Source organism: Rhizobacter terrae, assembly GCF_003852895.1.
Taxonomy (GTDB): domain Bacteria; phylum Pseudomonadota; class Gammaproteobacteria; order Burkholderiales; family Burkholderiaceae_C; genus Albitalea; species Albitalea terrae.
The window spans coordinates 738,247-760,720 of record NZ_QUSW01000002.1; the positions used below are offsets into that span (position 1 = coordinate 738,247).

24 protein-coding genes are annotated in these 22,474 nt (G+C 67.1%); 20 read left to right on the forward strand and 4 right to left on the reverse strand.

The genetic code is table 11. The features are described from left to right. Positions 1 to 51: 51 nt before the first annotated feature. Complete coding sequence (locus DZC73_RS10465; RefSeq protein ID WP_124540156.1) at positions 52 to 1,437, reverse strand: cytochrome-c peroxidase; 1,386 nt, start codon at positions 1,435 to 1,437, stop codon at positions 52 to 54. 195 nt (positions 1,438 to 1,632) lie between these two features. Here DZC73_RS10465 and DZC73_RS10470 point away from each other — a divergent pair, with 195 nt between their 5' ends. Further along, positions 1,633 to 2,307 (forward strand): Type 1 glutamine amidotransferase-like domain-containing protein, encoded by a 675-nt coding sequence (locus DZC73_RS10470; protein ID WP_124540157.1) that lies wholly within the window; start codon positions 1,633 to 1,635, stop codon positions 2,305 to 2,307. A 36-nt stretch (positions 2,308 to 2,343) separates the two neighbouring features. On the opposite strand, the gene fliE is transcribed toward DZC73_RS10470, so the two are convergent. Then, positions 2,344 to 2,598, reverse strand: coding sequence for a flagellar hook-basal body complex protein FliE (gene fliE, locus DZC73_RS10475; protein ID WP_235835085.1), 255 nt, complete (start codon positions 2,596 to 2,598; stop codon positions 2,344 to 2,346). Between the two features lie 344 nt (positions 2,599 to 2,942). On the opposite strand from fliE, the gene fliF reads away from it, so the two are divergent. The 15 genes from fliF to DZC73_RS10550 all read left to right on the forward strand — a co-directional run bounded on the left by fliF (position 2,943) and on the right by DZC73_RS10550 (position 17,508). Beyond that, positions 2,943 to 4,604 carry a flagellar basal-body MS-ring/collar protein FliF gene (fliF, locus tag DZC73_RS10480; RefSeq protein WP_124540159.1) on the forward strand — a complete coding sequence of 554 codons (1,662 nt, stop codon included), beginning with the start codon at positions 2,943 to 2,945 and terminating at the stop codon, positions 4,602 to 4,604. 15 nt (positions 4,605 to 4,619) lie between these two features. Further along, positions 4,620 to 5,615 (forward strand): flagellar motor switch protein FliG, encoded by a 996-nt coding sequence (gene fliG, locus DZC73_RS10485; RefSeq protein ID WP_124540393.1) that lies wholly within the window; start codon positions 4,620 to 4,622, stop codon positions 5,613 to 5,615. Next, entirely contained in the window at positions 5,602 to 6,363 is a 762-nt protein-coding gene (locus DZC73_RS10490) for a FliH/SctL family protein (protein WP_124540160.1), read from the forward strand. Before fliG ends, DZC73_RS10490 begins: the two co-directional genes overlap by 14 nt. After that, positions 6,360 to 7,784, forward strand: coding sequence for a flagellar protein export ATPase FliI (fliI, locus tag DZC73_RS10495; RefSeq protein ID WP_124540161.1), 1,425 nt, complete (start codon positions 6,360 to 6,362; stop codon positions 7,782 to 7,784). Before DZC73_RS10490 ends, fliI begins: the two co-directional genes overlap by 4 nt. 23 nt (positions 7,785 to 7,807) lie before the next feature. Then, on the forward strand, positions 7,808 to 8,284 hold the full coding sequence (gene fliJ / locus DZC73_RS10500; protein ID WP_124540162.1) for a flagellar export protein FliJ: 477 nt from the start codon (positions 7,808 to 7,810) through the stop codon (positions 8,282 to 8,284). Between the two features lie 56 nt (positions 8,285 to 8,340). Continuing rightward, the gene (locus tag DZC73_RS10505) at positions 8,341 to 9,624 is read left to right on the forward strand and encodes a flagellar hook-length control protein FliK (protein ID WP_124540163.1); all 1,284 of its coding nucleotides are present in this window, start codon (positions 8,341 to 8,343) and stop codon (positions 9,622 to 9,624) included. A 151-nt stretch (positions 9,625 to 9,775) separates the two neighbouring features. Continuing rightward, positions 9,776 to 10,390 carry a flagellar basal body-associated FliL family protein gene (locus DZC73_RS10510; RefSeq protein WP_124540164.1) on the forward strand — a complete coding sequence of 205 codons (615 nt, stop codon included), beginning with the start codon at positions 9,776 to 9,778 and terminating at the stop codon, positions 10,388 to 10,390. 7 nt (positions 10,391 to 10,397) lie between these two features. Then, entirely contained in the window at positions 10,398 to 11,402 is a 1,005-nt protein-coding gene (gene fliM, locus DZC73_RS10515; protein ID WP_124540165.1) for a flagellar motor switch protein FliM, read from the forward strand. Continuing rightward, positions 11,392 to 11,841 carry a flagellar motor switch protein FliN gene (gene fliN / locus DZC73_RS10520; protein WP_198414820.1) on the forward strand — a complete coding sequence of 150 codons (450 nt, stop codon included), beginning with the start codon at positions 11,392 to 11,394 and terminating at the stop codon, positions 11,839 to 11,841. The genes fliM and fliN overlap by 11 nt, the downstream gene beginning before the upstream one ends. A 29-nt stretch (positions 11,842 to 11,870) precedes the next feature. After that, complete coding sequence (locus DZC73_RS10525; protein ID WP_235835068.1) at positions 11,871 to 12,203, forward strand: FliO/MopB family protein; 333 nt, start codon at positions 11,871 to 11,873, stop codon at positions 12,201 to 12,203. A 22-nt stretch (positions 12,204 to 12,225) separates the two neighbouring features. After that, entirely contained in the window at positions 12,226 to 12,978 is a 753-nt protein-coding gene (gene fliP / locus DZC73_RS10530; protein WP_124540395.1) for a flagellar type III secretion system pore protein FliP, read from the forward strand. A 20-nt stretch (positions 12,979 to 12,998) separates the two neighbouring features. Continuing rightward, complete coding sequence (gene fliQ, locus DZC73_RS10535) at positions 12,999 to 13,268, forward strand: flagellar biosynthesis protein FliQ (protein ID WP_124540167.1); 270 nt, start codon at positions 12,999 to 13,001, stop codon at positions 13,266 to 13,268. Positions 13,269 to 13,284: 16 nt separating this feature from the next. Beyond that, positions 13,285 to 14,046: a flagellar biosynthetic protein FliR gene (fliR, locus tag DZC73_RS10540; RefSeq protein ID WP_124540168.1), complete on the forward strand. Its 762-nt coding sequence runs from the start codon at positions 13,285 to 13,287 to the stop codon at positions 14,044 to 14,046. 77 nt (positions 14,047 to 14,123) lie between these two features. Then, positions 14,124 to 15,155, forward strand: coding sequence for an HD domain-containing phosphohydrolase (locus tag DZC73_RS10545; RefSeq protein WP_124540169.1), 1,032 nt, complete (start codon positions 14,124 to 14,126; stop codon positions 15,153 to 15,155). A gap of 7 nt (positions 15,156 to 15,162) precedes the next feature. Beyond that, complete coding sequence (locus DZC73_RS10550; protein ID WP_124540170.1) at positions 15,163 to 17,508, forward strand: hybrid sensor histidine kinase/response regulator; 2,346 nt, start codon at positions 15,163 to 15,165, stop codon at positions 17,506 to 17,508. Between the two features lie 10 nt (positions 17,509 to 17,518). Here the strand turns inward: DZC73_RS10550 and DZC73_RS10555 are convergent, their stop codons facing one another. Beyond that, positions 17,519 to 18,739, reverse strand: a complete 1,221-nt coding sequence (locus DZC73_RS10555) for an FAD-dependent monooxygenase (protein WP_124540171.1) — start codon at positions 18,737 to 18,739, stop codon at positions 17,519 to 17,521. A gap of 130 nt (positions 18,740 to 18,869) precedes the next feature. Between DZC73_RS10555 and DZC73_RS10560 the strand changes: the two genes are divergently transcribed. After that, a complete protein-coding gene (locus tag DZC73_RS10560) occupies positions 18,870 to 19,481 on the forward strand; it encodes a PadR family transcriptional regulator (RefSeq protein WP_124540172.1) in 612 nt (203 codons plus the stop codon). A 164-nt stretch (positions 19,482 to 19,645) separates the two neighbouring features. Here DZC73_RS10560 and DZC73_RS10565 read toward each other — a convergent pair whose 3' ends face one another. After that, positions 19,646 to 20,107 carry a hypothetical protein gene (locus tag DZC73_RS10565; protein WP_124540173.1) on the reverse strand — a complete coding sequence of 154 codons (462 nt, stop codon included), beginning with the start codon at positions 20,105 to 20,107 and terminating at the stop codon, positions 19,646 to 19,648. A 126-nt stretch (positions 20,108 to 20,233) separates the two neighbouring features. Here DZC73_RS10565 and DZC73_RS10570 point away from each other — a divergent pair, with 126 nt between their 5' ends. Genes DZC73_RS10570 through DZC73_RS10580 form a run of 3 tightly spaced genes read left to right on the forward strand, consistent with a single transcriptional unit; the run spans position 20,234 to position 22,453 of the window. Further along, complete coding sequence (locus DZC73_RS10570) at positions 20,234 to 20,437, forward strand: hypothetical protein (RefSeq protein ID WP_124540174.1); 204 nt, start codon at positions 20,234 to 20,236, stop codon at positions 20,435 to 20,437. A 52-nt stretch (positions 20,438 to 20,489) separates the two neighbouring features. Next, on the forward strand, positions 20,490 to 21,527 hold the full coding sequence (locus tag DZC73_RS10575; protein ID WP_328589496.1) for an MvdC/MvdD family ATP grasp protein: 1,038 nt from the start codon (positions 20,490 to 20,492) through the stop codon (positions 21,525 to 21,527). Next, positions 21,524 to 22,453: a hypothetical protein gene (locus DZC73_RS10580; protein WP_124540175.1), complete on the forward strand. Its 930-nt coding sequence runs from the start codon at positions 21,524 to 21,526 to the stop codon at positions 22,451 to 22,453. Before DZC73_RS10575 ends, DZC73_RS10580 begins: the two co-directional genes overlap by 4 nt. The last annotated feature ends 21 nt before the right edge of the window (positions 22,454 to 22,474 follow it).

The window sequence follows — 22,474 nt, forward strand, 5'->3', positions numbered from 1 at the left end:
TCCGAAGAAAGCGTGCTGCTCCAGGCAGGTCGCGATCGACAGGCGGCAGTGTCAATGCCGGTCGTGCAAATCGCGCAAGTACTGCTCGGGCACTGGCTCGCCGGTGAGGGTTTGCAGGAAGGCCTTCAGCCAGGCCTTCTCGGGCAGCGACAGGTGCAGGGGTCGAATCTCCTTCGGTCCGCCGCGGAACGTGCCCGCGGGGTCGCCGCCGCGGTCGTAGAAGTCGATCACGTCGTCCAGCGTGGCTGCCTGGCCGCTGCGGAAATAGGGCGCCGTCTCCGCCACCTGGCGCAGGCCCTTGGTGCGCCACAGCCCGTCGGGGATGGAACGCGAACAGAAGTTGCCGTTGCGAGTGGTGGTGGGATCGTCGCTGAAATGGCCGTTGACACTGAAGTCGCCGCCGGCCACCGAGGGGTCGCAAATCAACGCCTGGTTGAATGCGCGACCGATTTCGTTGGGGTCGGCGTGCGGCGATAGCGTGGTGTCGATCTTCAGCCCGATGACGTGGAAATCGTCGTCCGAAAACATCGGCGTGTAGTGGCATTGAATGCACTGCGCCTTGCCGAGAAAGAGCTTCAATCCCTTCTTGGCCTCGTCGCTGATCGCGTGCCGATCGCCGGCCACCCAGCGGTCGAACGGTGCATCACGGCTGACCAGCTTGCGCAAATACGCCTCCATCGCCTTGCCGTAGTTGACCAGCACGCGGTTGACGATCTCCTTGTCGCCGGGCGACAGGCCATTCCAGTTGGCACTGTCGGTGTAGGGCGATCCGGTGGCTGGAAAGCGTTTGTGATCGGCCAAGCCGGGATCCAGCGGCCATTCGGGGAACGCGTGGTTGTAGTTGGCGCGATAGTGGTCGAAGATCACGTGCGCCAATTGCAATCGGCTGCCGTTCTGCACCGGTGGTCCTTCCGGTTCGCTCTGGGCGTCGAACCATTCAGAGTCCGAATACCCATCGTTCTCGCGCCAGTGGGCCTTCGTCACCGGATGCACGTAGAACACCGTGTTCACGACGCTGGAGACATTGCGCGTCATCCACAGCGAGCCCAGCGCGGTCGCATTCGGAATCGGTCCGCCGTTGTTGGAGCGAATGTCGATCAGCCAGCGCGATTCGGGCATGTGGCAATTGCGGCACGCGATCTTGCCGCTCTCGCCGACGGCGCCGAGTTGGCCTTCGGCGGGGGTTCCCGTCTGGATCGGCCCCGACAGTCGGGGCTCGAAGAACAGCTTCTGTCCGAGCAGAGCCGCCGCCGGCGAGTCGCGGTACTTGTTGGTGGTGTCCACAGGCAGCGCCGGCAAGGGCGACAGCGAACGGATCGTCGCCCACTCGGCCCGCGTGAAGCCCTCGCGGTCGTCACCGTCGCCCCACACCAGGCTGCAGGTCAGCCACGCAGCCAATCCGCCAACCAGCCCCCAGAGGATTCGGTACTTGCTCATCGGCTGAACTGTGCGGCGACGCGACAGCCACCGCAGCAGGGTTTCCCCGAGGATCCAGATGCGCCACGGTTCGCTTGTTTCTGCATCAACTCATGAGGGAGGTTCCCGGAAGTCCTGTCGAAAACCCGGGCCGTCGTTCGTCGTTCGATGAGGTGGGGCCATGCCGGCGCCGCCCGACGCTGCCAAAGGAGAGTCATGAAGCTTCTGCTGACTTCCGCGGGTGTGAAAAACGCCAGGATTCATCAAGCGCTGGTCGAACTGCTGGGCAAGCCCATCGCCGACTGTCACGCGCTTTGCATTCCCACCGCACACTATGGCCATCCCCGTGGCACGCCGACCGGCGCTTACCGCTTCGTCAGCGGCCGGGAGGCTGCCTGCCCGATGGTCGAGCTCGGGTGGAAATCAGTTGGCCTGCTGGAACTGACGGTGCTGCCGCACATCGCCCCCGAACGATGGACGACATGGGTGCGCAACGCCGACATCCTGCTGGCCGACGGCGGTGACGCCGTTTTCCTGGCCCACTGGCTGCGCCAGTCAGGCTTGGCGGACCTGTTGCCCTCTTTGGCAGGCAAGACGTGGATGGGTCTGAGCGCCGGGAGCATGGCCATAACGCCCCGCGTGGGTGAAGCCTTTGTCGAGATGAAGCCTTCGATCACGGGCGATGACAAGGGGCTGGGCCTCGTCAACTTTTCCATCTTTCCTCACCTCGACTACCCGGACTTCCCGGAAAACGCCATGGCCCATGCTGAGCGTTGGGCCGCGGGGCTCGGCAACCCGTCGTATGCAATCGACGACCAGACCGCCATCCAGGTCGTGGACGGCAAGGTCAATGTCGTCTCCGAAGGGCGCTGGAGATACTTCGGCGGCTGAGGCGACTCGGCAATTGCGACGTGCTGGGCTTCCAAATCACACGGACATGTTCATGATGTCCGAGTAGGCCTGGACAAGCTTGTTGCGCACCTGCAGCGTCGCCTGGAACCCGATCTGCGCCTTCTGCATCGCCACCATCGTCTCTTCGATGGACACCGTCGGGTTGTCCAGCTGCACCTGGCGCTGCAGCTCGGTCGCATTGTTCTGCGTGGAACTCACCGACTTCAGCGCATTCGTCAGCGCCGAAGAGAAGTCCCCCTTCTCCACCGCCTTGCCCTGCTGGATGGGCATGCCATTCGTGTCCAGGCCGGCACGGGCCACGGCCTGGGCGAAGTTGAATGGCTTGAGGGTGACGTTCATGGGGTGCTCCTGAAGAGACTCTTCCGGTCGGACGATCCTAGGGCGGCTTGAGCCCGCCAAAGCGTCGAAAAGCACCCCGAACACCCCTCAATCCCACGCTGGCGACCCGGCCATCGCCCGGGCCGGTCACGGCTGGAAACAAGCCGCCTTTCCCGCCTTTCTCGCCCGTTCCCCAACCCTCAAGTTCGGAACAATCCTGTCCATCGAGGGCCTCCGCGTCTGGGGGCCATGGGTCGATGTTCTGGCCCCCAGGGAATCACCAGCAGCAACGAACGATGGACAACGCAATCGCCATGAAGAACCCGGGTGTGGTGGCCGAAGCCGGCGACGGATTCGGTGCACGCCTGGCCGCCCTGCCCGCCAAGAGCAAGTTCGCGCTGGGCCTGGGGCTCGCCGCGCTCGTGGGCGTGGTGCTCGCCATGACGCTGTGGAGCCGCGACGGCGACTACAAGGTGCTGTACGCCAACCTGTCCGACAAGGACGGCGGCGCCATCATCGCCCAGCTCTCCCAGATGAATGTGCCTTACAAGCACGCTGACGGCGGCGCCGCGATCCTCGTGCCGGCCGCCAAGGTGTACGACGTGCGCCTGAAGATGGCTGCCGCCGGCCTGCCCAAGGGTTCGGTCGCCGGCTTCGAGCTGATGGACAGCGCCCGCTTCGGCCAGACCCAGTTCCAGGAACGCCTGACCTTCCAGCGCGGCCTGGAAGGCGAGCTCACCCGCTCTATCACCGCCCTGGCCGCCGTGCAAAGTGCCCGCGTGCACCTGGCCCTGCCCAACCAGAACGGCTTCTTCCGCGAACAGCAAAAGCCCAGCGCCTCGGTGCTGCTCACCCTGCACCCCGGCCGCACGCTGGACCGCTCGCAGATCGCCGGCATCGTGCACCTGGTCTCTTCCAGCGTGCCGGAGATGAACCCCAAGGCGGTGAGCGTGCTGGACCAGACCGGCGCCCTGCTCTCGTCTTCCGAAGGCAACAACGGCGCGGGCCTGGACGCCCAGCAGCTGCAATACGTCAACCAGATCGAGACCGGCTACAGCAAGCGCATCTTCGATCTGCTCGAGCCGGTGGTCGGCCGCGAGAACCTGCGTGCCACCGTGACGGCCGACGTGGATTTCTCGCAGATCGAAGCCACCAGCGAGGAGTTCAAGCCCAACCAGGGCAAGGACGCGAGCCCCACCATCCGCAGCCAGCAGACCACCGAGCAGTCCGGCGGCACCGCGGCCCAGCCCAGCGGCATCCCGGGTGCGGCGTCCAACCAGCCGCCCGTGCCGGCCACCGCGCCCATCACCGGCGCCGCCCAGCCGCTGCAGGCCGCCCAAGGCGCCGGCGCCACGAACAACAGCCGCCGCGACGCGGTGACCAACTACGAAGTCGACAAGACCGTGCGCGTCACCCGCAACGCCACCGGCACCGTCAAGCGCCTGAACGCCGCGGTGGTGGTGAACAACCGCGCCGTCACCGACGCCAAGGGCAAGACCACCTACGTGGCCTTGACGGCCGACGAGATGGAGAAGCTGACCGCCCTGGTGCAGGAAAGCATCGGCTTCAGCAAGGAGCGCGGCGACTCGGTCAAGGTCATCAACGCGCCGTTCAAGGCCGAGACCATCACCAAGAACGACATGCCCTGGTGGAAGCAGCCCGAGGTGATCGACATGCTGCGCGCCGGCGCTGTGCCCGCGGGCCTCGCGCTGGTGGCGATGATCGTGTTCTTCGGCCTCATCCGCCCTGCGCTGAAAGCCCTGCTCGCGCCCCCCGCACCGGTGCCCGGCGCCAACCTGAACGTGGTGGCCGACGACGACATCCTGCCCGCCGCGCCCAAGGCCCTGGAGCCGCCGCGCGTGACCGAGCAGTTGCAAGGTGCCCGCCTGCTGGCCAAGGAAAACCCCGCGGCTGTCGCGAGCATCGTGCGCGGCTGGGTCAGCGGAGAGACGGTCTAAGCCATGAGCACCTCCATGGACGATCAAGGCGTGGAAGACGCCGCCATCTTGCTGATGTCGCTCGGCGAGGAAGAAGCCGCCGAGGTCTTCAAGCACCTGGCTCCGAAGGAAGTGCAGCGCCTGGGCGAGACCATCGCCAAGATGAAGGCCGTCTCGCGCGAGCGCGTGGACGGCGTGCTGGACAAGTTCACCGTGCTGGCCAGCGACCAGAGCCTGCTGGTGTCCGACACCGACGAGTACGTGAAGACCGTGTTGCGCAAGGCGCTGGGCGAAGACAAGGCCAACCTGCTGATCGACCGCATCCTGCAAGGCAGCGACATCAGCGGCATTGAAAGCCTGAAGTGGATGGACGCAGGCTCGGTGGCCGAGCTGCTGCGCAACGAGCATCCGCAGATCGTCGCGGCCATCCTCGTGCACCTGGACTACGAGCAGGCTTCGTCGGTGCTGAAGGTGTTCACCGAGCGCCAGCGCAATGAAGTGCTGGTGCGCATCGCCACGCTGGACGGCATCCAGCCGTCCGCCCTCAAGGACCTGAACGAGGTGATGAGCAAGGTGCTCGCAGGCGGCGACAAGCTGCGAAAGGCGTCGTTGGGAGGCGTCAAGCCCGCCGCCGAAATCATCAACATGATGGGCGCGAGCGTCGAGACGGCGGTGCTGGACTACATCCGGGAGGCCGACAACGAGCTCGCGCAGAAGATCATGGACAACATGTTCACCTTCGACGATCTGGAGAAGATCGACGACAAGGGCATCCAGGCCCTGTTGAAGGAGGTGCAGTCCGAGTCGCTGGTCATCGCGCTCAAGGGCGCGACGCCGGAGATGCGCGAGAAGGTGTTCCGCAACATGTCCACCCGCGCGGCCGAGACGCTGCGCGAGGACCTGGAGTCGCGCGGCCCGGTGCGCGTGTCCGAGGTCGAATCGGAACAGAAGGAAATGCTGAAGATCGTCCGCCGCCTGGCCGACGAAGGCCAGATCGTTCTGGGCGGCGGTGGCGACGATGAGTACCTCTAAGCCCAAGCCGCAGTTCCGCAACGTGCCGCCGCCCGAGGGCAGCAAGGCGGCATCGCCCTACGCGCGCTTCATCCCACGCGAGGAGCTGGGCTCCTTCGCGACCTGGAACCCGGGCAACCTCGCGGGTGAAGGCGGGCAGCAGCCGCAACAGCCGCAGTCGGGCGTGTTCCGCGCCCCGCCGCCCGAGCCCGAGAAGCCGCCGGTGCCCGACATCGCCGCGCAGCTCAAGGCTGCGCGCCAGAGCGGCTACCAGGACGGCTACCGCGACGGCCTGGCTGCCCTTGAACAGTTCAAGCAGAGCTTCGCCGTGCAAATGACGGCGCAGATCGGCCAGCTCACCCACTCCTACGGCCAGGAGCTGGACGCCCTGCAGCAGGACATGGCGCGCGCACTCGCCGTGAGCGCCACGCACCTGGCCCGCCAGATCGTGCGTACCGAGCTGACCGCCCGCCCCGAACTCGTGGCCCAGGTGGCGCAGGAAGCGCTGGACACGCTCTTGATGAGCGCCCGCCAGATCACCGTGCGCGTGCACCCCGACGACCACCCGCTGGTGGCGCAAGGCGCCCACGACGTGCTGCAAGAGCGCGGCGCCCGCCTGCTGGCCGACCACTCCATTGCACGCGGCGGCTGCCTCGTGGAATCGGACATCGGCGTGATCGACGCGAGCGTCGCCGCCCGCTGGAAGCGCGCCGTCGCCTCCATCGGCGTCGAAGAGCCCTGGACAGATGCCGCAGAGGACAACGAATGATTTCGTCGCCGCTCGAAGAACACGCCCTGGCCACCGCCGAACGGTGGCACCGCTACCTCGCGGACCTCGAATCCTTTCCCAACGACCGCTCGCCGCTGGAAACGCAAGGCCTGCTGGTGCGCGTGGCCGGCCTGGTGCTGGAGGCCGCCGGCATCCGCGTGCCGGTCGGTTCCGTCTGCGAAGTGCGCCAGCCCGGCCAGCCGCCGGTGCTGGCCGAGGTGGTCGGCTTCAACGGCGACCGCGCCTACCTCATGCCCACGGGCGACGTGCATGGCCTGGCCAGCGGCGCGCGCGTGGTGCCCAAGCAGGCGCCGGTGGTGCCGATGCGTCTCGGTGAACACCGCCACCCCTGGCGCCGCAGCGAAGACCGCACGTTGCACCTGCCGGTGGGCGACGGCCTGCTGGGCCGCGTGGTCGACTCCACCGGCCAGCCCATCGACCGCAAGGGCCCGATCGAGCAGGTGCACAACGAGCCGCTGATCCGCCGCCCCATCAACGCCATGGACCGCGACCCCGTGCGCCGTCCGCTGGACACCGGCGTGCGCGCCATCAACAGCATGCTCACCGTGGGCCGCGGCCAGCGCATCGGCCTGTTCGCCGGCACCGGCGTGGGCAAGTCGGTGCTGCTGGGCATGATGGCCCGCTACACCGAAGCCGACGTGATCGTGGTCGGGCTGATCGGCGAGCGCGGCCGTGAAGTCAAGGAATTCATCGAAGACATCCTCGGCGAGGAAGGCCTGCGCCGCTCCATCGTCGTGGCGGCGCCCGCCGATGCGCCGCCGCTGACCCGCATGCAGGGCGCCAACTACGCCACCGCGATTGCCGAACACTTCCGCGACCGCGGCGCCCATGTGCTGCTGCTGATGGATTCGCTCACCCGCTACGCGATGGCGCAGCGCGAGATCGCCCTGGCCATCGGCGAGCCGCCTGCCACCAAGGGCTACCCGCCCAGCTGTTTCGCCAAGCTGCCGCAGCTCGTGGAGCGCAGCGGCAACGGCGCCGCCGGCGGCGGCTCCATCACAGCGTTCTACACCGTGCTGAGCGAAGGCGACGACCAGCAGGACCCGATCGCCGATGCGGCCCGAGGCATCCTGGACGGCCACATCGTGCTGTCGCGCGAGCTGGCCGAGGCCGGGCACTACCCCGCCATCGACGTGGAGAAGTCCATCTCCCGCGTGATGACCAGCGTGGCCGACAGCCAGCACGTGGAGGCTTCGCGCCGCTTCCGCCAGATCTACGCCCGCTTCAACAAGGCGCGCGACCTCATCCAGCTCGGCGCCTACGCCCCCGGCCACGACCCGGAGCTGGACCTCGCCGTGCGGCTGCATCCCACGATGGTGGGGATGCTGCAGCAGAACATGCATGAATGCGCCCCGCTGGCCAAGAGCGTCAGCCAGCTGCGCGCCATCGTCAACAGCTAGAAAGCTGACAAGGAGTACGACCCATGAACCCGATGCAACCGCTGTTCTCCCTGCTGACACAGACCGAACGCGAACGCGACCAGGCCTGGGCCGAGGCACAGGCCGCGGCGCAAGCCCACCAGACCGCCGCCGCGCAAGTGGAACAGCTGCTGGCCTACCGCCGCGAGTACGAGAACCGCTGGTCCAACCAGTTCCGCACCGAAGGCCGCATCGAGCTCGTGCACTGCTACCGCGGCTTCATGGACCGGCTGACGCAGGCCGTGGAGCAGCAAGAGCGCGTCGCCGCCTACGCCCAGACCCAGATGGAACGCACCCGCGCCAAGCTCACCGAAGAGGAACTGCGCGTGGCCTCGGTGCGCAAGCTGATCGAGCGCCGCCAGCAGGAGCTGCGCCTGTCGGCCGATCGCCAGGAACAGAAGCAGACCGACGAGTTCGGCTCGCGCATGGCCTGGGGTGCGAATGGCTCGCCCTTCGGCCTGGGCCTGCCGCGCGCGGCCTGATGCCGTCCTCCTTCCTGTGATATCGACACCGAACACCTCACCCGAGTCGAGCTTCCATGCAGATCGCCAGCACGTCCAACGCCTCGCCGCTGCCTTTCACGCCGGCCACGCCCAGCGCCAACGGTGCCCAGGGCGAGGACAACTCCTTCGCGAAGATGCTGGCCGCTCAGAAGCAGCCCGCCGAGCGTCCGCCTGAAGTGCAGTCGCACCAGGAAGAGCCGAAGAAGCCCGAGACCGCCGAGAAAAAGGCGGATGCCAGCGATGAAGCCGCGCCCAGCGAGGACACGAGCGCCTCCGAGGAAGCCTGCGCATCGGCCCGCCGCGGTCCGGCACGCAACCAGCCCAAGCTGGCCGCCAAGGGACGCGACAGCACCATCGGCAAGCTGGGGCACGCTGCTAAGCCTGAAGCCGCGGACGCCGCGAAGGTGGACGCCAAGCCGGTCGCCGAGACGAAGGATGACAAGACCGAACCGGGCACTGCCGAACTGGCCGCGCAGATGAATCCCGCGCCTCAGCCGGCCGCCCCCGTGCCGGCCGGCACTGCAGCGTCCACCGACGGCGCCGATGCCGCCGTGAAGCTGCCCGCCCTGCCCGGCGGCACACAAGCGGCTGCGCCAACCGGCGCCAGCCTGCCCACACCGGCCGTGGGCGACAAGCAAGACAAGCCGGGCATCGGCACCGCCGATGCCAAGAAAGAGTCCCCCTTCGCCCGCGCACTGGCCAGCGAATCGCAGCAGGCCAGGCCGGCTGAAGATGCCGCCAAGCTCGCCGTCGGCCAGATGCAGGAGCGCATCGAACAGCCGCACTTCGAGCTGCCTGGCGTGCGTGAGGCCGGCGCTGCCGGCCACGTGGGTGGGGTGCATTCGCCCATCCGGCAGGAAGTCGTCTCGTCCGCCCCCGTGGCGGTCGACGTGCCGACCCCGGTGACCTCCCCGGATTTCCCTGAAACGCTGGGCGTGCAGGTCAGCGTGCTGGCCCGCGATGGCGTGCAGCATGCCGAGCTTCACCTGAATCCGGCCGAGATGGGCCCGATCTCCGTGCAGATCGCCCTGGACGGCACCCGCGCCCAGGTGGATTTCGGCGCCGACTCCATGACCACCCGCCAGATCATCGAATCCGGCCTGCCGGAGCTGGCCTCGGCCCTGCGCGACGCCGGTTTCACGCTGGCTGGCGGCGGGGTATCGCAGCATTCCGCATCGCAAGGCCAGGGCGACCGGGACGGCAGCCGCCAGGGCGGCTCCAACGGTTCGCGCCGCATCTCGGGCCCGGCCGAAACCGCCGCGCCGGTGCGCCGCGCCACCGTGAAGATGTCACAAGGCGGCGTGGACCTGTACGCCTGAGCGCTGCTCTCCCCGGCGCGGGAGAGCGAAGTCAACGCCCGATTCCCCCCCTTTATCGCCGAATCCATTTCGGCGGCGAAATCGACAATTTCTCCATGCCACGCACCGTGACGGCCCGAGCCGTTGACGGCGCGATTTCAAGGAGAAACAGATGTCCGCAGCCGCCGCCGAGACCGTCGAAGACGCCGTCGAAGCGCCCGCGCCCAAGAAGGGCAAGAAGAAGCTGATCATCATCATCGCGGCGGCCGTGCTGTTGGCCGGTACCGCGGGTGGCGGCGCCTTCATGTGGAAAAAGAAGAAGGCCGCCGAAGCAGCGGCCGCGGCTGCTGCCGCCGCCGAGGAAGGCGATGAGGAAGCCGCCCCCAACGCCCACGCCGAGGCCGAAAAGAAGAAGGACGAGCACCATGGCCCGCCCACCTTCTTGCCGCTGGACCCCTTCGTCATCAACCTGGCCGACAAGGACCAGGAGCGCTATGCCCAGGTGGGCCTGACGCTGGAGCTGTCCGACGCCAAGGTGGCCGACCAGCTCAAGGCCTACATGCCCGCCATCCGCAACGGCGTGCTGATGGTGCTGGCGCAGAAGACTTCCCAGGAACTCCTGACCCGCAAGGGCAAGGAGCAGCTGGCCAACGAGATCACCCGCGAGGCCGTGCGCCCGCTGGGCATCGAGCTCGCGATGGAAGGCGAGCCCAAGGGTGCGGGCAAGACCTCGATCGACGACAGCCCGGTCCGCCGCGTCCATTTCAGCAGCTTCATCATCCAGTGAGCGACTGATGAACCAACAGATCCTCTCGCAAGACGAAGTCGATGCCCTGCTGCAAGGCATCACCGGCGAAAGCCAGAAGCTCGAGCAGGAAGAGGTCGAGACCGGCGGCGTACGCGACTACAACCTCGCAAGCCAGGAACGCATCGTCCGTGGGCGCATGCCCACGATGGAAATCATCAACGAGCGGTTCGCACGCAACGTGCGCATCGGCTTGTTCAACTTCATCCGCAAGAGCCCGGAAATTTCCATCGGCCCGATCAAGGTGCAGAAGTACAGCGCCTTCCTGCGCGAGATCGTGGTGCCGACCAACTTCAACATCGTGAGCGTGCGTCCGCTGCGCGGCTCGGGCCTGATCGTGTGCGACCCGACGCTGGTGTTCGCCGTGATCGACGCCCTGTTCGGCGGTGCCGGCAAGTACCACACCCGCATCGAAGGTCGCGACTTCTCGCCCACCGAGCAGCGCATCATCACGCGCCTGGTGGAAGTGGTGACGACCGAGTACAAGAAAGCCTGGACCGGCATCTACCCGCTGGAGCTGGAATACCAGCGCTCGGAGATGCAGCCGCAGTTCGCCAACATCGCCACCCCGAGCGAAATCGTGGTCGCCACCAGCTTCCAGCTGGAAATCGGCGACACCACCGGCACCATCCACTTCTGCATTCCGTACTCGACGCTGGAACCCATCCGCGATGTGCTGTATTCGACCATCCAGGGCGACAGCAACGAACCCGACCGCCGCTGGGTGAACCTGCTCAAGCAGCAGATCCAGTCGGCCGAGGTGGACCTCGTGGCCGAGCTCGCCACCGCCGACGCCACCGTCGAACAACTGCTCTCGTTCAAGCCCGGTGACTTCATCGAGCTGGACCTGCAACCCGGCATCCAGGCCAAGGTGGCCGGCGTGCCCATCCTCGATTGCCACTACGGCACCTCCAACGGCAAGTACGCCTTGAAGATCGATCAACTGTTGACCAGCTCGAACCTCGGCTGGCTTGGAGACCAGAATGTCGCCTGACAATTCCGCCGCCCCGGAGATGAGCCCCGAGGACGCGATGGCCGCCGAATGGGCTGCCGCGCTCGCCGAAGCCGCACCCGCTTCATCCGTCGCCACCGAAGTGCAGACGCAGGCCGAGTCGGTCGCGCCGGCGCAGTTCGCCAACTTCTCGCCCACACCGGGCTCGACGGCGGGCAACGACATCAACATGATCCTGGACATCCCCGTGCAGCTCACGGTGGAACTGGGTCGCACGCGCATCCCGATCAAGCACATCCTGCAGCTGGCGCAAGGTTCCGTCGTGGAACTCGAAGCGCTGGCCGGCGAGCCGATGGACGTGCTGGTCAACGGCTACCTGATCGCGCAGGGTGAAGTGGTGGTGGTGAACGACAAGTTCGGCATCCGCCTCACCGACATCGTGACGCCTTCCGAGCGCATGCGCCGCCTGAGCCGGGGTTGATGTTGGCTTCCACCGGATTCACTTCATTGATGTGGTTCATCGCGATCCTCGCGATGATTCCCCTGTCGCTGTGGCTGCTCAAGCGCACGCCCATGGGCGGTGCCACCACCGGCCACGTGATGCGCAGCATCGCCAGCCTGCCCATTTCGCAGAACCAGCGCATCGTGACCGTCGAAGTCGGCACGGGCGAGGAGCGCCGCTGGCTGGTGCTGGGCGTCACACCGCAAAGCATCTCCACGCTGCATTCGATGGCGCCGCAGGACGACGCCGTGCCGCCGGCCAACCCCGCGCATCCGCCGCTGCCCTTCGCGCAGTTGCTGGGCAAGCTGCGCCAGGACAAGGGGCAAGCCGGTGAGCGCTGAACGAGTTCTTTTTTCGCGCCCCGTGCGACGCGCCGCGCTCATCGCCGGCCTGTCGGTGTTGTCGGCCATTCCTTGCGCAGCTTTAGCGCAAAGCGCCGGCAACGCGAGCCTGCCGCTGCTGGTGGGCCAGGGCGCCGGCGGCAACAGCTACTCGGTGCCCATCCAGACGCTGCTGTTCTTCACCGCCTTGAGCTTCCTGCCGGCGGTGCTGCTCTTGATGACTGGCTTCACGCGCATCGTCATCGTGCTGAGCCTCATGCGCCAGGCCATCGGCACGCAGGCGGCGCCGCCCAACCAGGTGGTCGTGGGCCTGAGCCTGTTCCTCACCTTCTTCGTGATGAGCCCGACCATCGACAAGGTGTACGCCGAGGCCTACCAGCCGTATTCGGAGAACAAGATCGGCTTCGACGAGGCGCTCAGGCGCGGCGAGGTGCCCATGCGCGCCTTCATGCTCAAGCAGACCCGCCAGGCCGACGTGATGCTCTTCGCCAAGCTCGCCAAGGTCGACTCCAGCGTGAAGGCCGCCGACGTGCCCTTCAAGGTGCTGGTGCCCGCCTTCGTGACCAGCGAGCTGAAAAGCGCCTTCCAGATCGGCTTTCTCATCTTCATCCCGTTCCTGATCATCGACATGATCGTGGCCAGCGTGCTGATGAGCCTGGGCATGATGATGCTGAGCCCCGTGCTCGTGGCCCTGCCCTTCAAGCTGATGCTGTTCGTGCTGGCCGACGGATGGAACCTGCTGCTGGGTTCGCTGGCCGCCAGTTTCGCCACCTGATTCCACGACTTCGACACCCCATGGATCCGCAAGCCGTCTTCACCTTTGGCCAGCAAGGCCTGTACATGCTGCTCATGGTCTCCGCCCCGGTGCTGCTCACCGTGCTGGTGGTGGGCCTCCTGGTCAGCATCTTCCAGGCGGCCACGCAGATCCATGAAGCCACGCTGTCCTTCGTGCCCAAGATCGTTGCCGCGGTGGCGGTGCTGGCCATCGCCGGGCCGTGGATGCTGAACACGCTGGTGGAGTACATCCAGCGCACGCTGCAGTCCATCCCGACCGTCGTCGGCTGAGGCCGCGCCCGGCGCGATGCTGACCTTCACCGAAGCCCAGGTGCTGGCGTGGATCACGCCCATCCTGTGGCCGTTCATCCGCATCCTCGCCCTGTTCGGCGCCATGCCGGTGCTGGGTCAGCGCTCGGTGCCGGTGCGCGTGCGCGTCGCCCTGTCCTTCCTCATCGCCATCTGCGCGCAGGCTTCCTTGCCGGCCATGCCCGAGGTGCGGCTGGATTCGGCCCTGGCCTTGCTGCTGGTCATCCAGCAGATGCTCATCGGCCTGACCATCGCGTTTGCGGCGCGCATCGTCTTCGCCGCCATCGAGTTCGCCGGTGAACTCATCGGCCTGCAGATGGGCCTGAACTTCGCCGGCTTCTTCGACCCGATGACCGGCGGCGAGGCCACGGCCGTCAGCAAGTTCTTCGGCATCTCGGTGAGCTGGCTGTTCATCGTCATCAACGGCCACCTGCTGCTCATCTCCGCCGTGGTGCAGAGCTTCAGCGCCTTCCCGGTCGGCCCCGAGCCCTTCGCCTTCCTGCGCGCCGTGCAGCCGCAGGTCTGGGGGGTGGAGATCTTCCGGCTCGGCCTGTGGATCGCCCTGCCGCTGGTGGCCATGCTGCTGTTCGTCAACCTGGTCTTGGGAATCATTTCCCGCGTGGCACAGCAAATGAACATCTTCGCCATCGGTTTCCCGATCACCCTGGGCGTGGGCCTGGTGGGCGTGCTGCTCACGCTGCCCATGATGCAGGTGCCGTTCACCATGGCCCTGGAGCGGCTGCTGGCCAACTTTCAGTAACGCGCCCTGCCGCTTGTTCGGGAATCCCCCATTCCGATTTCATGGGCTTTTGGGCGGCGCCGCGTCATCATTGACGCATGAACATCGTCATCGTCGACGACAACGCGGTCAACCTCATGCTGATGGCCGCGCTGGCCCGTTCCGCGACCGGGCTGGAACCGCTGCGCTTTGACGATCCCGTCACCGGGCTGGAGTGGTGCCGCGAGCACGGCGCCGACCTCATCGTGGTGGACTTCATGATGCCGCGCATGGACGGCCACCAGTTCATCGAGGCCGTGCGGGCCACCCCGCACCTGGCCGACGTGCCGGTGGTGATGGTCACGGCCACCGGCCAGAACGACGTGCGGCGGCGCGCGCTGGAGATCGGCGCCACCGACTTCCTCACCAAGCCGGTCGACTCCACCGAGATCAAGCTGCGGCTGCGCAACCTGCTGCAGCTGCGCCAGGCGCAGAACCTGCTGCGCGACCGCGCCGCGCTGCTGGCCGACGAGGTGCGCAAGGCCACCGAGGCCATCTTGCTGCGCGAGCGCGACCTGATCGTGCGGCTCAGCCGCGCCGCCGAATTCCGCGACCCGGAGACCGGTGGCCACATCCAGCGCATGGCGCACTACGCCGCCCTCATCGCCCGGCAGATGGGCGAACCCGAAAGCTACGCCCAGGCCCTGCTCACCGCCGCCCCGATGCACGACGTGGGCAAGCTGGGCACGCCCGACCATATCCTGCTCAAGAAGGGCCGCCTCGACGGCGACGAGCTGGCGGTGATGCACCAGCATGCCGAGATCGGCGGGCGCATCCTGGCCGACACCGATTCGCCGCTGCTCAAGCTGGCCTGCGAGATCGCCGAGACCCACCATGAGAAGTTCGACGGCAGCGGCTACCCGCGCGGCCTGAAGGGCGAGCAGATCCCGCTGGGCGGCCGCATCGTGGCCGTGGCCGACGTGTTCGACGCCCTCAACTCGCACCGGCCCTACAAGCAGGCCTGGCCGCTGCAGGACTCGCGCGCCTACGTCGAGCAGCACAGCGGCAGCCACTTCGACCCGCGCTGCGTCGCCGCCTTCGTCAAGGGCTGGGACGAGGTGGTCGCCATCCGGGCGCAATTCCCGGACTAGTCACACCATGCAGTTCACGCCTGCCCAGCGAATCGCCGAACTGGAGGCGCAGCTCGCGGCGGAGCGGGCCGAACTGCACAACCTGCAGGTCTCGCTGGACGACCACGCCATCGTGTGCGTGACCGATGCGAACGGCGTGTTCACCAAGGTCAACGAGCGCTTTTGCCGCATCAGCGGCTACGAGGCGCACGAGCTCATCGGCCAGTCGCACAACGTGCTGGCCGCGCAGGTGCAGCCGCGCGAGTTCTTCAAGGCCATGTGGACGCAGATGCGCGCCGGCCAGGTGTGGAACGGCGAGTTCTGCAACCTGGGCAAGGGCGGGCGGCACTTCTGGGTGCAGGCCACCATCGCGCCCATCAAGGACGCCGCCGGAAACATCGTCAAGTTCATTTCCATCTGCACCGACGTGAGCGAGCTGAAGTTGGCCACCGACCGGCTCAACGAGCAACTGGCCTTCATCGATGCGCTGGTGGAAAGCATCCCCCTGCCCCTCTTCGTGAAGGACCGCGAGCGGCGCTACGTGCGGGTCAACCGCGCGTATTGCGACATGTTCGGCGTGCAGGCGGAACGGCTCCTGGGCCGGCGGGTGGAAGAGTCGCAGCCCGGGCCGGTCAATCCGGTGCACCCCAGGACGGACGAGCAGGTCATCACGGCCGGCGAACCCGTGCACTACGAGTTCGACGCCACCTTGCGCCACGGCCGCGAGGTGGTGTGCATGGCGAACAAGGCGGCGATCAAGAACAGCCGCGGCGAGATCACCGGGCTGGTGGGCACGCTGGTGGACATCACCGACCAGAAGGAAGCCACGCGCGCGCTGCTGGCCGCCAAGGAAGCCGCCGAGAGCGCCAGCCGCATGAAGAGCGAGTTCCTCGCCAACATGAGCCACGAGATCCGCACCCCGATGAACGGCATCATGGGCATGACCGACATCGTGCTCGAAAGCCAGCTCGATGGCGAGCAGCGCGAGTACCTGGGCATCGTGAAATCGTCGGCCAACTCGCTCTTGTCCATCATCAACGACATCCTCGACTTCTCGAAGATCGAGGCCGGCAAGATGAGCGTGGAGCACGTGCCCTTCGAGCTGGAGCGGCTGCTGCTGGAGACGCTGCGCCCGATGGCGCACAAGGCGGCCGAGCGCGGCGTGTCGCTCACGCTGGACCTGGACCGCACGTTGCCCTCGATCATCGTGGGCGACCCGGGGCGCGTGCGGCAGATCCTGAACAACCTGCTGAGCAACGCCGTGAAGTTCACCGAGGCGGGCGAGGTGCTGGTGGCGGTGCAGGACGCGAGCGTGTCCGACGCGCCCGATGGCCGGCGCCTGAGGCTGGTGGTGCGCGACACCGGCATCGGCATCCCGGTGGACAAGCAGATGCACATCTTCGCGCCCTTCGCGCAGGAGGATGGCTCCATCACCCGCCGCTTCGGCGGCACCGGCCTGGGCCTGTCCATCACCCGCAGGCTGTGCGACCTGATGCATGGCAGCATCTCCATGACCAGCGAGCCCGGCCGGGGATCGGAATTCATGGTGGAGCTGCCCTTCGAGGTCGATGCCAGCCTCACGCACCTGGACCATTCGGCCGGCGTCGTCGAGCGGCTGCCGGCAGCGAGCACGCGGGCGCACATCCTGCTGGCCGAGGACAACGCGGTCAATGAGCTGCTGGCCGCGACGCTGCTGCGCCGCTGGGGCCATGAAGTGACCGTGGCCGGCGACGGCATGCAGGCGGTGGCGTTGCATGCGCAGCAACCCTTCGACGCCGTGCTGATGGACGTGCACATGCCCGGCATGAGCGGGCTGGACGCCACGAGGCTCATGCGCTCGGCGGAGCTGGCCGACGGCCGCCGGCGCACGCCCGTCATCGCGTTGACCGCCAGCGCGATGGAAGCCGACCGGCAAGCCTGCATGGCCGCGGGCATGGACGACTACCTCAGCAAACCGCTGCGCGCGAGCAAGCTGTGGCACACGCTGGAGCGCCACCTGGCGCAAGGCCGCGAGGGCGCCGACCGCAGCGCGGCTTATCGCGAATCGCTCAAGCAGGCGGATGCGCAGACGGTGGAGATCATCGCCCTGCCCTTCCTCGACGAGTGGCCGCGCGAGGTGGAGGCCTTCCACCAGGCCATCGCCTCCGAGGCAGCGCACGACCTCGCCCGCCACGCGCATTCGATGAAGGGGCTGCTGCTGGCCTTCGCGGCCGAGCCTGCCGCGAGCATCGCCTTGCGGCTGCAGCGCATCGCGGAGGCCAGGCCCTTCGATGCGCAGCGTGCCGCCCAGTGCCTGGCCGAGCTGGAAGCGGAGATGGCGCTGCTCGCGCCGCATCTGCGCGAGGCTGGCGAGCAGCTGGCCCGCAAGCATTGAGCGGAGCCGATCAGACGGCGCTGCGTTCCCAGCTGATGTGGTGGTCGTAGATCCACCGCATGGTCTTGGGCACCGAGCCATCGTTGTGCGCAAAGACCAGCCGCAGGATGCCGTCGCGCATCCATCGCCCCAGCGGACCGGGCGCCTTGCCGCTGCCGTTCTTGCGGCCCTGGGCGACGACGCGCTCCACGCGGTCGCGGCGCAGGCCGTCGTAGCGCACGAAGGCGGAGTCGATGGATGGCTCGTCGCGCAGGCAGCGCGCGAGCGTGACGGCGTCCTCGATGGCCATCGACGCGCCCTGCCCCGACGAAGGCGAGGTGGCATGCGCTGCATCGCCGATGAGCACCATGCGGTCGCGGTGCCACACCGGCACATGCGGCATGTCGTGCGTCGCCCACGGCGAGAACATCTGCTGGCTGCCGCGGATGATGCGCGCCGCCGGCGTGTCGTCGTCCGCCACCATCGCCAGCAGCCGCTCGCGCCAGGCCTCGTCGCCCATGGCGGCCAGCTCGCCGCGGCGCGGCTCCTTGGGCCAGGCCGGGTTGGCGAACCACCAGACTTCGCCTTGCGGGTCGAGGATCATCCCGAAGAAGCAGCGCTTGCCGAAGTACATGTGCATGGTGCCCGGCTGCACGTCCACCGGCACGCCGCGGGCGTAGCCGCCCACGTTCAGCAGCCCGACGTAAGAAGGCTGCGGCGCCTTCGGGTCGATGATGCCGCGCAGCCGGGAGTGCAGGCCATCAGCTCCGATGAGCAGGTCGCCGCGCGCCTGGCTGCCGTCGGTGAAACGCGCGACAACGCCGCCGGGCTCGGGCCTCGCATCGGCCAGGCGGCGGCCGTAGTGCACGGCGATGCCGCGGCGCAAGGCTTCGTCGCGCAAGGCCTGGTACAGGTCGGACCGCTTGATGGTGCGCGCCACGATGCCGTCGGTGCGGCGCGGGCCGTTGTCGAACTCGGCCAGCAGCGAACCGTCGGACAGATGCAGCGCCATGCGCGGCGTGTCGAACCCGCCCAGCGACAGCGCATCGATGCCGACCACGCGCAGCGCATCGATGCCGTTCACGCCCAGCGTGAGGTAGGCGCCCACGCCGTCGGCGCCGCGGTCGAAGGCCTCGTGGATCTCGGCCTCGATGCCGGCCTTGTGCAAGGCGATGGCACAGACTGCGCCGGCGATGCCGCCGCCCGCGATGAGGGCCTTGCGGTGAGGTGAGTTGGAAAGGGTGGGATGCATGTCGGCCTCCTGGTTTGGCTGTCAGGTCAATTTGTCAGGTCATTCGATAACTAATCATTTAATGACTAGTGTGAAGCGAACTATACATACAATGACTATGAAACGCAAAACCATGCGCGACAATGCGGCCATGACCGAACGTGCCCGACAGCGCTCCCCCCTGGCGATGACCGTGCTGGCCTTCCTGGCCGAGGCGCCCATGCACGCCTACCGCATGCACGAACTCATCAAGCAGCGCGGCAAGGACAGCGTGGTGAACGTGGCCCAGCGCAACAGCGTCTACCAGACCATTGCGCGCCTGCTGCGCACCGAACTCATCCGCGTGCAGCAGACCCTGCAGGACGAAGGCCGGCCCGAGCGCGTGGTCTACGAGATCACCGAGGAGGGCTCGCAGACGCTGTCGCGCTGGCTCAAGGACATGCTGGCCGAGCCCGGCAACGAGTTCCCGGACTTTCCCGCGGCCCTGGCCTTCCTGCCGGTGCTGGCGCCCAAGGATGTCGCCCGCCAGCTGGCGCAGCGCCTGGCCACGCTGGAGACCCGCCTCGCCGATGCACAGGCCGGCGTCAAGCAGGCGATGGACAACGGCCTGCCCCGCCTCTTCCTCATCGAGGAGGACTACAAGATCACGATGATCCGCGCGGAGCTGGCCTGGGTGCGCAAGCTCGTGGCCGAGCTCGAATCGAAGGAGCTGAGCTGGAACGCGCAGTGGCTGCGCAAGGTGGCGGCGGAGCTGGAGCCCTGAGGCTCACCGCCGCCTTCCTGTCCGAAGGCGCACTGATCACCGCCTGCGTTCAGCATGCTGGCGACCTTCGCGGTCGTGATGGCGGCCAGCGTCTGGAGCGAGCGGGCGGACCGGGTGGCGGCTGGCGGCCGAGCCAGTCACACCCCGTCCGCGGCACCCTCGACTCAGTCGGCCTGGTCGTCCGTCAAGCCGCCACCATCGCTCTGGCTCGACACGAACGGCTGGTTCGCGTGCTGCGTGGGAAAGCCTTCGCGGCAAGCACGTTCAGTCTGGCGGTCGCTCAGCCCAGAGCAACTCCGGCTGCCCCGCAACTCGTTCGCCGCCTTGGCTGAACCCGTGCCTGAGGTGTTGGTGCCATCCATGCCGGGCGAGGTGGCATTCACATCCTGCGGGTAGGTGGACGAGCTGTTGCCGAGGCTGCCCGACGCGTTCGAGTCGCTGGAGGTCTGGGCAAAACTCACACACCCGGCTGCGCAAAGTGCCGCAGCAACAGCCGATTTCAAGATTGTTGCCTTCATGGCGAGTCCTTCTGGGAGTGGCAAGTTCCGAAGAGCGGCAAACGGTGTGCCGCCGCGAACGTGTCGCACGAAGGCGTGCCGGCCCCCTAGGTTGTCGATCAAGTCCATGTCCGCATTTCAAGCGCCGTTGCGGTCTTCCCTTCGGCTGCCGGCATGTCTTGACTCCGTGGCCGCAGCGCTTCCTGGCCCCTCGGGCCTTCGCACGGGGTCGACTTTTCAACACAGGAGAATTTCATGAGCAACGACCAAGGTTCCCACGTCGCCAAGCCTCGGAAAGAGGACTCGCCTCGCACAGAACTGAACGACCTCCCGCTGGAGGGATACGAGCTGTCGCCGCAGGACCTGGCGCTGGTGTCCGGCGGCATCTCGCCGGCGCTGCACACCACGCCGCTGGCGGACAGCGACGCGACGAATCCGGGCGGCAAGCACCCGGACTGAACTGAAACGTCCACCTTGGCCGCTTGCCCGCGGCTAGTGGCCAGGGTTCGCCATGCGCAAGGAGAACGCATTGATCCTCGTCGTCACCGAACCCAGCGACCGGACTGCGAACCAGGTGATCGCGAAATTGAAGGCGCGAGGCGCCGACGTGGCCCGGTTCGATCCAGCGGACTTTCCGTCACGGGCGTCCATGTCGGTGGCGCTGGACGCGCGTGGCGGTCAGACCGTCACGCTCACCCAAGCCGGAGAACGGATCGCACTGCATGAACTGGGCGCCCTGTGGTATCGCAGGCCGCACGCCCCCGTGCCGCACGCCGAGGTCGATGAAGCCCATCGCGGCTACCTCGAAGCGGAATGCGCGCACTGGATGTGGGACATCTGGAATCTGCTGCCTTGCCGCATCGTGCCCGCGACGCCGTCGGTGATCGCTCGCGCAGATCTCAAGGCGGCCCAGCTCGCGATCGCCGGTGCGGTCGGCTTCGAGCTGCCGCCCACGCTGGTCTCCAACGACCCGGACGAGTTCCTCGACTTCTATCGTCGCCACCAGGGCCGGGTGATCAGCAAGGCGCCGAGCACGCTCTTCAACAATCACTTTGGCGGCGCCTTGGCTCGCTACACGGAGCCGGTCGACCGGTTCGAACTCGGCCATGCGCAAAGCATCCGATTCGGTCCGGTGATCTTCCAGGCCTATGTGCCCAAGCGGATCGAGCTTCGGATCACCATCGTCGGACGCCGGGTCTTCGCCGCGGAGATTCATTCACAGCAAAGCCAGCGCGCACGCCACGATTGGCGCCACTACGACCTGGCCAACACGCCACACGCCAGACACTGCCTGCCTGCCGAGATCGAGCAGTGCTGCCTGCTGCTCGTGCAAAGGCTGGGCCTTTGCTATGGCGCCATCGACATGATCGTGACGCCCGAGGGCCGCTACGTGTTTCTGGAAATCAACCCGAACGGGCAATACCAATGGATCGAGCATCTGACCGGCCTGCCGATCAGCGAGGCGATGTGCGACTTGCTGATGGCGCACGAACCGAGGCACCCCCTGCCCTCGCCCGCTCCCGCCGACTGCATGGGAGCCTGCGCATGACCCTGCCGAATGCCGAACTGGTGATGGACACGATCGCCCGCCTGTTGGCGCTTGAGGACTCGCCCCGCGCATGCGCGCAGCCGATGGATCGTCAAGACGGACCGCTTCGCCTGCTTTGTTCCAGCACGGACGCGGAGGGACAGGTCCGATGCGACGCACTGCTGCGCTTGCCACCGGACCGCACGCTCACGCTGACGCTTTGCCGCGATGGCGCATCGCCATGGCTGGCACGCGGCGCCCGGCGCCAGAACGAGGGCGACCTGCTGCGCGTGAATGGCAGCGTGATGACGGTCGAGCAGGCCATCGCTCATCTCGATGGCCCGGCGCACGACACTGCGGCCGCGACGCGCCTGGTGGATGCCTGCCTGGTCCAGGCGCAGTTGAAGCAGCACCCGACCGAAGTCTCGGACCTGGAGTTGCAGCGCGCCGTCGAGGGGCTGCGGCGCGCCCATCGTCTCTACACCGCGGCAGACACACGCCGCTGGATGGACCAGCGCGGACTCAGCGACACTGAGCTGGAAGGCCTCGCCGTCGACCACGCGGCCGTGGCGCTCTTGCGATCGCGCATTGCTGCCGGCCGCGTCGACGAGCATTTCGAACGGCACCGTGGCGATCTCGACGTCGCACACATCGCCCAGATCCACTTCACGAATCGTGATGAAGCGCGGCAAATCCATGCGGACATCCAGGCGGGGGGGTCGATTTCTTCACCGCGGCGCAAGATCGGTTCCGGCGTGGCAATGCGTCCGAGGCCAGCCTGTTCCGGAGGCTTCGCCGCGGGCCCGTCGCCACGCCTGTGTCTTCTCGAGTGTTCGATGCGGCTGCGGGCGAATTGCTGGCCCCGATCGACTCTGCCGATGGCACCTGGGTGGTCCAGGTGCAGTCCATCGCCGAAGCCAGTCTGGACGAAGCCACGCGGGACCTGATCGAACGGCAGCTGTTCAGCG

What these genes read in the sequence shown, in the direction of transcription:
- DZC73_RS10545 (WP_124540169.1), top strand. Translation starts at nt 14,124, where the DNA reads ATGAACATCGTCATCGTCGACGACAACGCGGTCAACCTCATGCTGATG.
- fliR (WP_124540168.1), top strand. Translation starts at nt 13,285, where the DNA reads ATGCTGACCTTCACCGAAGCCCAGGTGCTGGCGTGGATCACGCCCATC.
- fliM (WP_124540165.1), top strand. Translation starts at nt 10,398, where the DNA reads ATGAACCAACAGATCCTCTCGCAAGACGAAGTCGATGCCCTGCTGCAA.
- fliG (WP_124540393.1), top strand. Translation starts at nt 4,620, where the DNA reads ATGGACGATCAAGGCGTGGAAGACGCCGCCATCTTGCTGATGTCGCTC.
- DZC73_RS10510 (WP_124540164.1), top strand. Translation starts at nt 9,776, where the DNA reads ATGTCCGCAGCCGCCGCCGAGACCGTCGAAGACGCCGTCGAAGCGCCC.
- DZC73_RS10560 (WP_124540172.1), top strand. Translation starts at nt 18,870, where the DNA reads ATGACCGAACGTGCCCGACAGCGCTCCCCCCTGGCGATGACCGTGCTG.
- fliE (WP_235835085.1), bottom strand. Translation starts at nt 2,598, where the DNA reads ATGCCCATCCAGCAGGGCAAGGCGGTGGAGAAGGGGGACTTCTCTTCG.
- DZC73_RS10565 (WP_124540173.1), bottom strand. Translation starts at nt 20,107, where the DNA reads ATGGACTTGATCGACAACCTAGGGGGCCGGCACGCCTTCGTGCGACAC.
- DZC73_RS10550 (WP_124540170.1), top strand. Translation starts at nt 15,163, where the DNA reads ATGCAGTTCACGCCTGCCCAGCGAATCGCCGAACTGGAGGCGCAGCTC.
- DZC73_RS10525 (WP_235835068.1), top strand. Translation starts at nt 11,871, where the DNA reads ATGTGGTTCATCGCGATCCTCGCGATGATTCCCCTGTCGCTGTGGCTG.
- DZC73_RS10505 (WP_124540163.1), top strand. Translation starts at nt 8,341, where the DNA reads ATGCAGATCGCCAGCACGTCCAACGCCTCGCCGCTGCCTTTCACGCCG.
- DZC73_RS10465 (WP_124540156.1), bottom strand. Translation starts at nt 1,437, where the DNA reads ATGAGCAAGTACCGAATCCTCTGGGGGCTGGTTGGCGGATTGGCTGCG.
- fliF (WP_124540159.1), top strand. Translation starts at nt 2,943, where the DNA reads ATGGACAACGCAATCGCCATGAAGAACCCGGGTGTGGTGGCCGAAGCC.
- fliI (WP_124540161.1), top strand. Translation starts at nt 6,360, where the DNA reads ATGATTTCGTCGCCGCTCGAAGAACACGCCCTGGCCACCGCCGAACGG.
- fliN (WP_198414820.1), top strand. Translation starts at nt 11,392, where the DNA reads ATGTCGCCTGACAATTCCGCCGCCCCGGAGATGAGCCCCGAGGACGCG.
- DZC73_RS10490 (WP_124540160.1), top strand. Translation starts at nt 5,602, where the DNA reads ATGAGTACCTCTAAGCCCAAGCCGCAGTTCCGCAACGTGCCGCCGCCC.
- DZC73_RS10470 (WP_124540157.1), top strand. Translation starts at nt 1,633, where the DNA reads ATGAAGCTTCTGCTGACTTCCGCGGGTGTGAAAAACGCCAGGATTCAT.
- DZC73_RS10555 (WP_124540171.1), bottom strand. Translation starts at nt 18,739, where the DNA reads ATGCATCCCACCCTTTCCAACTCACCTCACCGCAAGGCCCTCATCGCG.
- DZC73_RS10575 (WP_328589496.1), top strand. Translation starts at nt 20,490, where the DNA reads ATGCGCAAGGAGAACGCATTGATCCTCGTCGTCACCGAACCCAGCGAC.
- fliQ (WP_124540167.1), top strand. Translation starts at nt 12,999, where the DNA reads ATGGATCCGCAAGCCGTCTTCACCTTTGGCCAGCAAGGCCTGTACATG.
- DZC73_RS10580 (WP_124540175.1), top strand. Translation starts at nt 21,524, where the DNA reads ATGACCCTGCCGAATGCCGAACTGGTGATGGACACGATCGCCCGCCTG.
- DZC73_RS10570 (WP_124540174.1), top strand. Translation starts at nt 20,234, where the DNA reads ATGAGCAACGACCAAGGTTCCCACGTCGCCAAGCCTCGGAAAGAGGAC.
- fliJ (WP_124540162.1), top strand. Translation starts at nt 7,808, where the DNA reads ATGAACCCGATGCAACCGCTGTTCTCCCTGCTGACACAGACCGAACGC.